Origin of the sequence: Polycladidibacter stylochi, assembly GCF_001562055.1 — a bacterium.
In the GTDB taxonomy this organism is placed as follows: Bacteria; Pseudomonadota; Alphaproteobacteria; order Rhizobiales; family Stappiaceae; genus Pseudovibrio; species Pseudovibrio stylochi.
The window spans coordinates 30,487-41,947 of sequence record NZ_LLWE01000005.1 but is presented as its reverse complement, the minus strand read 5'-3'; the positions used below and the strand labels follow the sequence as shown (position 1 = coordinate 41,947).

At 45.9% G+C, this 11,461-nt stretch carries 9 protein-coding genes and 1 tRNA gene; 5 read left to right on the top strand and 5 right to left on the bottom strand.

What is annotated here, in order from left to right; translation table 11 throughout:
* Positions 1-148: 148 nt before the first annotated feature.
* Positions 149-2,272 (top strand): glycosyltransferase family 2 protein, encoded by a 2,124-nt coding sequence (locus AYK67_RS00255; protein WP_068080663.1) that lies wholly within the window; start codon positions 149-151, stop codon positions 2,270-2,272.
* 29 nt (positions 2,273-2,301) lie between these two features.
* On the opposite strand, the gene AYK67_RS00250 is transcribed toward AYK67_RS00255, so the two are convergent.
* The 3 genes from AYK67_RS00250 to betI all read right to left on the bottom strand — a co-directional run bounded on the left by AYK67_RS00250 (position 2,302) and on the right by betI (position 4,149).
* The gene (locus tag AYK67_RS00250; protein WP_068080661.1) at positions 2,302-2,763 is read right to left on the bottom strand and encodes a DUF1810 domain-containing protein; all 462 of its coding nucleotides are present in this window, start codon (positions 2,761-2,763) and stop codon (positions 2,302-2,304) included.
* Positions 2,753-3,469: a ceramidase domain-containing protein gene (locus AYK67_RS00245; RefSeq protein ID WP_068080657.1), complete on the bottom strand. Its 717-nt coding sequence runs from the start codon at positions 3,467-3,469 to the stop codon at positions 2,753-2,755. Before AYK67_RS00245 ends, AYK67_RS00250 begins: the two co-directional genes overlap by 11 nt.
* 71 nt (positions 3,470-3,540) lie before the next feature.
* A complete protein-coding gene (gene betI, locus AYK67_RS00240) occupies positions 3,541-4,149 on the bottom strand; it encodes a transcriptional regulator BetI (protein WP_068080654.1) in 609 nt (202 codons plus the stop codon).
* 279 nt (positions 4,150-4,428) lie between these two features.
* Here betI and AYK67_RS00235 point away from each other — a divergent pair, with 279 nt between their 5' ends.
* From AYK67_RS00235 to AYK67_RS00225, 3 genes are all read left to right on the top strand, one after another.
* Positions 4,429-5,385: a choline ABC transporter substrate-binding protein gene (locus AYK67_RS00235; protein ID WP_068080651.1), complete on the top strand. Its 957-nt coding sequence runs from the start codon at positions 4,429-4,431 to the stop codon at positions 5,383-5,385.
* Positions 5,386-5,522: 137 nt separating this feature from the next.
* On the top strand, positions 5,523-6,368 hold the full coding sequence (choW, locus tag AYK67_RS00230) for a choline ABC transporter permease subunit (protein WP_068080648.1): 846 nt from the start codon (positions 5,523-5,525) through the stop codon (positions 6,366-6,368).
* Positions 6,365-7,420, top strand: coding sequence for a quaternary amine ABC transporter ATP-binding protein (locus AYK67_RS00225; RefSeq protein WP_068080645.1), 1,056 nt, complete (start codon positions 6,365-6,367; stop codon positions 7,418-7,420). Before choW ends, AYK67_RS00225 begins: the two co-directional genes overlap by 4 nt.
* Positions 7,421-7,495: 75 nt before the next feature.
* Here AYK67_RS00225 and AYK67_RS00220 read toward each other — a convergent pair whose 3' ends face one another.
* Positions 7,496-10,201 carry a S8 family serine peptidase gene (locus AYK67_RS00220; RefSeq protein WP_068080642.1) on the bottom strand — a complete coding sequence of 902 codons (2,706 nt, stop codon included), beginning with the start codon at positions 10,199-10,201 and terminating at the stop codon, positions 7,496-7,498.
* 305 nt (positions 10,202-10,506) lie between these two features.
* A tRNA-Gly gene (locus tag AYK67_RS00215) sits at positions 10,507-10,580 on the bottom strand.
* 192 nt (positions 10,581-10,772) lie between these two features.
* Here AYK67_RS00215 and AYK67_RS00210 point away from each other — a divergent pair.
* A complete protein-coding gene (locus AYK67_RS00210) occupies positions 10,773-11,411 on the top strand; it encodes a CDP-alcohol phosphatidyltransferase family protein (protein WP_068081247.1) in 639 nt (212 codons plus the stop codon).
* The last annotated feature ends 50 nt before the right edge of the window (positions 11,412-11,461 follow it).

Genomic DNA, 11,461 nt, shown 5'->3' with positions numbered 1-11,461 from the left:
CAATTATTCCTCATTGAGGTTGGCGGATTGATTGCTCAGTGAGGGCAATAATAACATTGGCAAATAAAACAGAGTCGCAAACAGATGTTCACGCTAGATGCGAACTGCAAAGGCTTAAACAATCTCCCTGATGACTAGGAGAACTATTGTGAATGAGGACACAAGCAATCGCCACGCTAAAAGCTATGCCTTTAAGGCGCGGCACCCTGTGCGCCTCACATCAGTGAATACAAATAAAACGTCTCAGGCAAATTACAAACGTCCCCATCGGCCACGTCAATTCATTGATAAACTTATAAATTCTGTGCAGCACCAAAATGTATCGCACCAGTTAAGTGTGCAGGTTTTAAATAAAACACTTAAAAAAACTGGTGCTAACAAAACAAAACAACCACTCACGAGCACAACGCCCCTCACAAATAGTTCGGGTTGGGTAACACAAAAAATACTTGCCGCATCATCACCTTCGGTTATTGAGGCACAAGTCTTACTTCAGTGTGGCTTGCAGCCAGAGCAAATAGAAGCAGCCCGTCAACTGTCTGAACAGTCAAGAAAAAGCATTCAGGCGGTTGTTTTTTCGCAAAATTTGATTGATGAACAGCTTTACTTTTGGGTGTTAGCAGCGCGCCTAAAACTGCGCCATGCAGCGCCAGGAAACTTCAAGGCGCTGACAAGTAGCCACAAAAAAGCAACCTGTAAGCGTATTGGTTCGCTTATTGCCTGTCCGGTGCTTGATCGTGCAAATACCATCGTCTGGACTGTTTCACCCATTGGCGAACAGTTAAAACACCTTGCCCATTTGATTGATCAACTGCCCAACAACCATAGGCTTTACGTCGTTTCCAGCACTTATCAACGTGATTTGATAATAGCAAATGAAGCCAGTCTTTCACGCCTTGTTTCATCGCCAAAAGAAAGTGCGGGCCTATACATTTCCGAAAGTCAAAAAAAAACGCTTCTGGCCTTCTCGCCTCTATTGCTGCTTATGCTCAATTACGCCAATGTTTTTACTTTGGGCTATTTTTTATTGGCTTTTCTTAAGGCGTTTACCATTGCGATGGGCTGCATGAAACTAGCTGCTGTGTTTATGCGACGAAAACGAAATGCGGCCAATTTCCCCGAGCTGGCTACACTCCCGAAGAACCATGAGTTGCCCACTTATTCGGTGTTGGTACCACTTTACAATGAAGATCTTGTCTGTGGTCAGCTGGTTCGTGCGCTTGGGCAGTTAGACTATCCGCTCGAAAAACTCGACATTGTTTTCCTACTCGAGCAAAGCGACACGAAAACTTTCAAAGCTTTGTCGAAGCTAAAACAGCAGCATATGCGTATTAAAGTTGTACCTAATGGAGAGCCAAGAACCAAACCGCGTGCTCTTGGGGTGGGGCTGCGCTATACACGTGGTCAGTTAATTACAATTTATGATGCCGAAGACCGTCCGGCACCCGATCAACTAAAAAAAGCGGCACTGTGCTTTTTGCAGGCAGACAAACGCCTCGCATGCCTACAAGCAGCTTTGCATGTCGACCATTGGCATGAGAGCTGGCTGGTGCGTCAATTTTCGCTCGAATATGCAGCCCTTTTTGATGTTTTGTTGCCGTGGCTCTCTCGTCATAAATTATTTTTCCCCTTAGGAGGAACTTCAAATCACTTTCGTCGTGATGCCCTAGAGGATGTCGGTGGTTGGGATGCTTATAACGTGACAGAAGATGCTGATTTAGCCGTTCGCTTTGCCCGTAAAGGCTATTTCCTGCAAACTCTGGCAAGCAGCACCTACGAAGAAGCGCCGCTTACTATCAAGGCTTGGCTTAATCAGCGCTGTCGCTGGCATAAGGGCTGGATGCAAACACTCATGGTGCATTTGCGCGAACCGAAAACACTTGTAAAGCAGCTTGGAACCCGCAATATGCTGGCTTTTCTAATACAAATGCTCGGCGGAATACTGTGCCTTTTGGGTATGCCGCTCATGCTCTCCTTAGCTGGTATGCTATATTATCTGGATGATAGCAGCGCTTTAAATATATTGGAAAACTCACTTTTGTATTTGGGTATACTCAGCTTCACTGTTGGCTACCTGGGGGCGGCCAGTTCTATTTTTCTAGGCGGTCTCAAACGCGGTATTGCTGTGAAAGCCTATGATTTTCTAAGTATACCGCTCTATTGGGCTATCACATCATTAGCGTGCTATTGGGCTTTGCTCGAGTTCTTGTTCAGGCCCCACCATTGGCGCAAAACTACCCACGGCCTATCAACCAAACTGGTAAAAATATAACAGCTTTTGTGAACGATTAACGTGAATGCTTAGGTTGCCAAGCCTTCCCCTTCTTCAAGGACTGTTCGGGTGCGCTCGCAAAGTGCCCCGCCATAAAAAACATCAAGGCATTGACGAAAAAGCGGTTGCTCGGGCACCGCGAGATGAAACAAGCTAGCACATGAACGTAGTTTTTTAGCATCAACCTTGCCCATGATCTCGATAGCCGATTTGTCCCAATGCTCAAGAACAAGAGTAAAACAATGCACCAGCCGTGTTCCAAGCGGGTCGTATCGATAGTAGCTTTGGGCTTCCTGCAAATCTTCAAGACCAAAATAAAGGGCGGTTTGGGTGCGCCCCAGTGAGCGTAATTGCGGAAAAATAAACCACATCCAATGGCTTTGTTTCAAACCGGCACGAAGCTCGCTTTCCACATTGCTTATACAAGGCCGCTGCGCCCAAACAAATCGCTTTAAATCATTGGCATCAGGTTGAGCTTGGCTATGTGCCATTTACAGCTCCTTTTTTATAATGGTCTGCGGCTGCTATCACCAGTGAATGCAATAAAAGCGCTATCATAAGCCCGTTGAGCAAGTGCCAAACAAAATGAGTGCCAATGGGAACATGTGAACAGCTATGTAAATCAATGCTCCGGAAAACCAGTGAAACACTAAACACCAGAGCAGCGGTAATGACGCTTGGTGCGAGTTTTGCAAAGTTCCGCCAGCAAACAAAGGCAAAAATGTAAAGGGAAATAACAGCAGGTAAGTACTGTTGTGAGCCATTCAATAAAGTTGCTGGATGATGCGTATGGTGATAGCCATTGGTGGTCAAGGCACCGGATAGTTGCAGCCATAATACCATACCGGCAATGCCCGCCCCCATGAGTATGGCAATCAGCTTCATGTTCATTTTGTAGTTTCCCAAATATAAGAAACAACAGAGCACATACCAAACAACAAAGGTCCAAATAGGCAAGACATCGGAGAGTTCGGCTGCACTACTAGCGAAGCTATGGAATAAAAACGAACCAACCCCGATAAGGCCGCTCAAAATAATAGCAAGCCATACAGGCCAAGCATAAACGCCTTTGCGCCGCGCCAAATAAATACCCCAAAATGCGGCAATAATAAAAGATAGGTTAGAAATGGCATTCAAGGGTTCAGACCAGAAGTCACCATTAATGCGCTCACAATAAATATCAATGTAATCATGCATAGGTTTAATCCCCAAGCGAATATACCTTGTAGATTAAGGGGAGAGACCTATAGAAAACAATCGAATAATTTTCAGCCTTTTACCTCCTGTTGCAAATGCTGTAGTTGCGCAAAACACTGGTCAACATAATCACCAACTAGGGTTTCAGCGCGGCTCTCAAGCGTTTTATCTTTATGAAGCGCTTGCTGAAGCCAGAAACCATCAATCATGGCAGCAGTTCCTAATGCGGCCTTTTCCGCATCCCGATGTACCAAAACGCGGCCATATTCATACATTAAGTTAGATCTGAGACGACGCTGGTAAATGCGCAACAACCGCTTGGTGGTCGCGCTGCTGTTTGCTTCCACATAAAAAGCCAGCCATGCAGAAATTACGGCTGGCTTGAACTGCGCCTCACAAAAATTGGAGCGTACCAGCATCATAATCCGCTCTTGCGGGTTGTGAAGCTGGCTGCAGTTACGGCGAATTTCAATAGCCAGTTCATGGAGTAAGCTGGCCATTGTAGCGTCAAATAGGCCGGTTTTAGAGCCGAAATAATGATGAGGCAACCCGGTTGAAACGCCTGCTTTTCGAGCAATTTGTGCCATTGTTACTTTGGCAAACCCGTTTTCATGAATGGCTTCGATCGTTGCTTTAATGATCGATTTACGTCGTTCTTCTTCTTGGCCCACACGTGGCATAAATCGGCTCCGTTAAAGTTATTTGTCCTTTTATTGAACGATCAATCAATAAAATCAATTAAAAAATAAGCAAATATCCAACATTTTAAAGTAATGATGCTATGGAAATAGCATAATTAACGTGCTACTGCTTTTCTCTATCGGCATATGTTGTTCATGTTTGCTTTTACTGGTAAGAATAATATGTAATGTTGAAGGCCAGTTATGCAGGAAATATGCGTATTTACATAAGAATAACACATGTATTCATCAAAAAATACAATTAAGGAGGGGTGTGCAATGCGTATAGCCAAAGGTATTCGGCAGCTTTGTTGTGCCGCAGCAGTTCTATTATTATCTTCAGGTCAACAATTACTGGCACAAACACCGAAGAGTTGCCAAACCGTTCGGTTTTCCGATGTTGGCTGGACAGATATAACTGCAACAACCGCGATTGCCACAACCCTATTAGAATCAATGGGCTATCAAACAGAAACCAAAATGCTATCTGTTCCTGTTACCTACGCCTCATTAGCAAATAATGATATTGATGTATTTTTGGGCAACTGGATGCCAACAATGGAAGCCGATATTGCCCCATATAGGCAAAAAGGCACAGTCGAGACCATTACAAAGAATTTGGAAGGGGCCAAATACACTCTGGCCGTGCCCAAATATATATATGATGCCGGATTACACAGCTTTGCGGATATCGCAAAATTTAAGCAGCAGTTAGCCGGTAAAATATATGGTGTTGAAGCGGGTAATGATGGCAACCGTCTGATCTTGCAAATGATTGAGGAAGGCAAGTTTTCACTCTCGGATTTTGAACTGGTGGAATCATCTGAAGCCGGCATGCTTTCGCAAGTAGCAAGGGCGGTGCGTCGCAATAAGCCAATCGTCTTTTTGGGTTGGGAACCTCACCCGATGAACTCCAAGTTCGAGTTAAAATACTTAAGTGGTGGTGATGATGTTTTTGGTCCCAACTACGGCGGTGCAGATATATACACAAATACTCGCAAGGGCTTGGCGCAAGATTGTCCGAATATTGGTCGTTTTTTAAAGCAGCTTAAATTCTCGCTATCAATGGAAAACCATATTATGGGTGCCATTTTAAACGAAGGGGTAGCTCCCAAAAAAGCAGCAAAAACCTGGATTTTGGCTAACGAGGCACAACTGTCATCATGGTTAAGTGGTGTTAAGACAAAATCAGGTGAAGATGCATTGCCGGTTGTCAAAAAAGCACTTGGCATGTAATGAAACCGCAAGTCGTAGGTAAGTGTATATTCAACAACCTATGAGTTGAATTGATTATTGCAATGGTCTTGGCCATTGCCAGCAGAGTTGCAGGTTCGCGTTAACAACGAGTGAGCCTGTAACAACCGAGGTAGTAAGTGGACTGGCTATACGAGCATAAACTACCCATTGGCGATTATGCAAAATGGGTTGTCGATTGGCTAACCAATAACGGGGCGCTTTTTTTTGATACGCTATCAATAGCAATCGAGAAGCAAATTGATAATGTATTGTGGTTACTTCAAGCGCCGCCACCGGTTGTTTTTGTTGCTATCGTTTCTCTTTTAGCTTTTATTGTGCGCCGGTCCATCCGCTTCACTATTTTTGTGGCTCTAAGCCTCTTGCTGATTATTAATCTGGGTTACTGGCAAGAAACCACGCAAACGCTGGCCCTCATTTTGAGTGCAACCTTTGTGTGTATGCTTATAGGTGTGCCTACTGGTATTTTCTGTGCGCATCATCCAAGGTTTTACGCATGGGTACAGCCGCTACTTGATTTAATGCAAACCATACCGACATTTGTTTACCTTATTCCCACGCTAATATTGTTTGGTCTTGGTGTGGTTCCAGGGCTCATTTCAACCGTGGTATTTGCATTGCCCGCATCCATACGCTTAACGCAATTGGGTATTGCCTCAACACCAAAACAACTTTTGGAAGCAGGTGAGGCCTTCGGAGCCACGTATTGGCAGCGCCTATGGAAAATCGAGTTGCCCTATGCGCGGCCAAATATAATGGCAGGCTTAACGCAAACCATTATGCTTTCCCTTTCTATGGTTGTTATCTCTGCACTTGTGGGTGCCGATGGTCTTGGCGTGCCCACTCTGCGTGCCCTCAACACTGTTAATATAGCCAAGGGCTTTGAGGTTGGTATTTCCATTGTTCTCATAGCAATAATACTGGACCGTTTCTTTCGTCGCCCACAAAGAAAGTCAGGCCAATGACGCAGCCTCTGGTAACCATTGAAAACCTTTCTATCCTCTTTGGCGGAGATATTGCCAAAGCGAAAGAATTACTGGCACAAGGCTTGAGCCGCGAGGAGATACACCAAAAAACAGGGGCGTTGCTGGCGGTACACAATGTTTCATTGAATGTAGAGCAGGGCGAGCTTCTGGTTCTTATGGGGTTATCAGGCTCCGGCAAGTCATCTTTATTGCGGGCCGTCAATGGTCTCAATAAAGCAACAAGCGGAACACTCGAAGTCCATTATAATGATAAAAAAATAAATCCAGCCACTTGCTCGGCGCAAACATTGAAAAAACTGCGACGCAAACATGTGGCAATGGTGTTTCAGCAGTTTGGGCTTTTGCCATGGCGTACTGTACGCGATAATATCGCCCTAGCGCTGGAACTTTCGGGAATGCGCAGGAAACAACGCCGCGAGAGGGTTGAAGAACAACTCGAACTTGTGGGCCTGCAAGGTTGGGGTGATAAATACATAAGTGAGCTGTCGGGGGGCATGCAGCAGCGCGTAGGTTTGGCGCGTGCACTAGCAACCCAAGCCCCATTACTGTTAATGGATGAACCCTTTTCAGCCCTCGATCCCCTCATTAGGGCAAGGTTACAAGATGAGCTACTCGAACTGCAGCAAAAGCTGAGCAAAACCATTATTTTTGTGAGCCATGATTTGGACGAGGCAGCCAAACTGGGCAACCGAATTGCCATAATGGAAAGTGGTCGGCTGGTACAAATAGGAAGTCCGCAGCAGATCGTGCAATCTCCCTGTGACGAATATGTAAGTTCGTTTGTTGCCCACATGAATCCGCTCTGTGTTTTACAAGCGCGCGATATCATGAGCCCCATACAGCCAACAGCAGCTGTTGATCACACAACGAGAAATGAGGTTCTGCCCACCACGAAAATAAAAGAAGTGATTGCGCTTAAAAAGCAAATGGCTTCTCCTTTGGTCGTGATGGAAAACGAGACACCTGTTGGGCTAATAACCAACGACGATATACTCGCATCCATAGATAATGTGCAGTCCCTAACCTCGTAATTGCAATAGTTCAGCATCGCGAAAGAAAGAAAAGCCCCGCAATTGGCGGGGCTTTTGAGTGGTGAGTGCTTTACTCTAAAAGCGGTGTACCAATGTTGCCATTGCACCACCCCCGGTTGCTCCGCTCACATAACTTTCGTTCAAGCTGAGAGTCGCTCCAAACTTCACGAGTGTAGCATCAGTTAAATCCGCCTGATAGTTCAGGCCGAAATCAAACTGCCGTGCTTCAGCGCGTAGCGATAAGTCTTTGTCTTTAAACAGCACCTTACCTTCTTTCGTGCGGCCAACCGCCATTTTGAAAGTAGCCTGTCCTTTTTCAATATAGAGAGGCTGGGTAAAGCTCAAACTCAGCCTGTCGCCTGCAAATAAAACATCGTTGCCGGAAAGCGACAGCGCGTAGGCGCTGGCAACACTTGCCCCATGAGGTGTAAGGAAACTATTCCCGCGGCCATAAACGCTACTGATTTGTGCACTGGCATTAAATTGTAAGGACCCGATTGGCAAGTTGAATGCACCGCCAAATGTACCGCTCGTTGAAGTGAACGGGCTGTCAGTGGCTTGTGTTAGTCCAAGAAAGTCGCCGCGCTCATGTACAGCGCTTCCTGAAAAGCTGAAACTTGCCCCTGAAAAAAGACTATTGCTTTCGTCAAGGTCAAATGAGCGTGCAAAGCCAAGTGCTAAAGTTTCATGCCCGGCAACGCTCGCATCGCTAAGTGCAAAGCTGGCAAAACGTCCATTTTCGAGCTTGGTACTCGCTCCAAAACCTATGCCATTCTCAGCTAACGCCAAAATGCTTTGTGGTGCATCACTGAGCACTGAACGCTCCTGAGAGAAGCCAAAGGCCATGGCAATATCTTGTGCATCACCCGCACCGTATTGCCAATTACTGCCTTGAGTACCAGGCAAGGCGGTTGCAAAGGCAAAGCTGTTGAAGCGCGGTGTAGATTGTTTCGTTTTCGCGCTCTGCATGAAGCTGCCGAGCTTATCGCCTAACGGTTTTCCTTGTTTTTCAGCCAGTAATGCGATGGCATCAACATAAAAATCCGTTCCCAGTGCATCAAATACAGCCATTTTTTGACCGCGCAGTTGGCTGATAAGAGCATTCATTTGCCCACCGCTTGTTTGTATGCTGGCTTTTTCAATGGCCAACCGGTCGCCCCGGGCAATTTCACTGCGGACCAAACCAACATTACCAATAGGCAGTAGTGCGGCTTTTACATCAACAAAACCGTGGCCGAATTCCTCTGAATATGCGTGACTAACGCCATTTCCAAAATCAACGGAGTCAAGTTTCACAAAGTTCTTAAACCGGTTGTTGGCCGAGGCTAGAATCCGGTCAACCCACTCCTCAGGACGCAGTGTTGGGAATGCTTGCGCCATAATTGCAACAATTCCAGCTATCTGAGGTGCTGTGTGTGAAGTACCTCCAGTTCCGGCGTAATTATTTAAAACGGTTGGTTTTTTGGGATCCCAGTTGGCAGTGACTACATTGCCATTACCTGTAATGCAGTAACGCGCTGTTTGCCAACATTTAGAGGAGTGGCGCCTTAGCGTTGTATTCGCATCAATCACGCGGCTGTCACGGTAGCCGGTTTTTGAACCGTCAGGATTATCAACCCAAGTAACTTTACTATTTGTAGGTGATGCATTGACCACAGCAATGAAACTGTCTTCAATTCCATCAAAAAACAGAGGTAAGCTGGTATTTAAATCCGCACCACGTAAGTTTTCGTCATTTGAGTGCGCATAAATAATCACCCCTTGTTTCGAAAATTCGCGCAGTTTTGTGATGTAGCTCTCAATGTTAATTGCAGCGAATTTGAGAGCAGTCTTATTCGGGTTGGGGTCGCTAAAGTTGATTAAACTTGCATAGGCTTCCCCGCTTGTTAGGCCACTGTTCGTTTTGGCGAGGAGTTCGTCGTAATACCCTTCTTTTCCATCAACAGCCTTGACCCAGCCCCATGAGTTGTTTTGGGCAACAGCACCAGAGTCAATTGCGAATTGAACGCGATCGGTAAGCTTGTTTTTGCTGGATAATAAAATAAGTTCGGCATCATAAGCCGCACCTAACATACCTTTCCCGTCTTTTTTACCTGCTGCGATAGCGGCCACACTCGTACCGTGAGATTCAGGACTATTCTTGCCCTTAACCTCTGATTTGCCCGCAAGCTCTTGGTGGTCCTCTTTAAAGCCAGGGTCAAGTATGGCAATTTTCTTACCTTTCCCAGTGAGGCCAAGCGCGTGCGCATAGTGGATATTTTCCTGAATAAACGAGTGGCTGTAAGGTCTACCATCGTCAACTTTAAGGAACTCATTGTCTGAAGTAATCGCGTTTAACGCACTGGCACTTACACTATCAACGCTGATATAACTACTCGTGCCATCGTGTGCACGTAACAGCGGAGTTATGACACCAGTTCCCCCACTTGTGGTCCCACCACTTGCGGTTCCCCCCCCCCCAGAGCCGGGGCTTGTGGTCCCACTACTTGTGCTTCCGCCACCAGTAGGGCCGGCGCTTGTGGTCCCACCACCTGTGCTTCCGCCACCTACAGAGCCTGGGCTTGTCGTGCCACCACTTGTGCTTCCGCCACCTGCAGGGCCGGGGCTTGTAGTGCCACCACCTGTGCTTCCGCCACCTACAGGGCCGGGGCTTGTGGTCCCACCACCTGCGGTTCCGCCACTGCCTGCAGTTCCGCTGTTTCCACCTGAGCCACCGCCACCACAAGAAGCGAGAAACAAACTAATTATGAGTAATTGAATAAATTGATTTTTAAGTTTCATTACTTGCTAGTCCATTAAATGTTATTCACCAATGATTAATACAACTAATTATTGCTGGTCAAATGAAAACACTAATAGAAAGCAACTGGGATAATATTTTCTCAAAAACATAAAGATAAAGCTAAAATTTAAGCGATTAACATACTAAATCCATTAAAACTCATAGTAAATATATTACAATAGTTAGATTAATTATTCTAATCATTGATGGGCTGTGGTAACGCGGTTGCGAACAGCCGCGCAGCCCTAACGCATGCAAATGCTAACTATGCAAAGGATTAATGAAGGAATGGTTTGAATGGTATTGGAGCGGGTGAAGGGAATCGAACCCTCGTCTTAAGCTTGGGAAGCTTCTGCTCTACCATTGAGCTACACCCGCCTGCGGCTTTCACAAATGATATAATCAGGTGCAACTGTCAAGCAATGCACCAAAGCTCTCCACGATAATAGTCAAATAGCTGCGTATTGTCGCGCAAAGCAAGCCACGCTTCCGTACATATTCCCCACTACCATTGGCAGGTAATACCGCGTAGCATATCTGCGGCTAAACATGATCTATCGGGGACCGAAAATGTTTGATGCACGCTTGCGACCAATAATTGACCGTCCCTTAAACGTGGTTGCAAACCGGCTTGTTCAAAGACGTATTACTGCAAATCAACTCTCGCTGTTGGGGTTGGGCTTGGCTGTCGCTGCTTCAATATCCATAGCAACGCACACTTTCTGGCTTGCACTAATTCTTATCGTACTGAACAGGCTTGCTGATGGCTTGGATGGTCCCGTGGCACGTATACGTGCAAAACAGCAACAAACTGCACCACACCCTTTGGGTGGCTTTATCGATATTGTTTTTGACTTCCTGTTTTATGGTCTCATTCCGTTTGCGTTTATTATTGCCAATCCGCAAGACAATGCGTTTGCCGGTGCCGCGCTATTATTAGGTTTCTATCTCAATGGTGCGGCGTTTTTATCCTTTGCCATTTTGGCAAAAGAGCTCAATTTATCTACGAGTAGTCAGGGGCAGAAATCCTTTTACTATTTGGCAGGTCTTACCGAAGGTGCTGAAACAATAGTGGTGTTTGTATTGTTTTGCTTGTTTCCAGCCTATTATAATATTATTGCTTGGTGCTTTGCTATTGCTTGCTATATATCGGCGCTCACGCGTATTATTATGGTAATTCAGCAAGTTTCGAAGCGAACAAATGGTTAGCCAGTCATGGCAACAGGTTCACAAGGCATGTCTGTCTTCGGCTCAAATAT

Bases quoted from the DNA above. Each gene is read 5' to 3' on its own strand.
- AYK67_RS00220 (WP_068080642.1), bottom strand. From the start codon at position 10,201: ATGAAACTTAAAAATCAATTTATTCAATTACTCATAATTAGTTTGTTT.
- betI (WP_068080654.1), bottom strand. From the start codon at position 4,149: ATGCCACGTGTGGGCCAAGAAGAAGAACGACGTAAATCGATCATTAAA.
- AYK67_RS00250 (WP_068080661.1), bottom strand. From the start codon at position 2,763: ATGGCACATAGCCAAGCTCAACCTGATGCCAATGATTTAAAGCGATTT.
- AYK67_RS00235 (WP_068080651.1), top strand. From the start codon at position 4,429: ATGCGTATAGCCAAAGGTATTCGGCAGCTTTGTTGTGCCGCAGCAGTT.
- AYK67_RS00225 (WP_068080645.1), top strand. From the start codon at position 6,365: ATGACGCAGCCTCTGGTAACCATTGAAAACCTTTCTATCCTCTTTGGC.
- AYK67_RS00245 (WP_068080657.1), bottom strand. From the start codon at position 3,469: ATGCATGATTACATTGATATTTATTGTGAGCGCATTAATGGTGACTTC.
- AYK67_RS00210 (WP_068081247.1), top strand. From the start codon at position 10,773: ATGTTTGATGCACGCTTGCGACCAATAATTGACCGTCCCTTAAACGTG.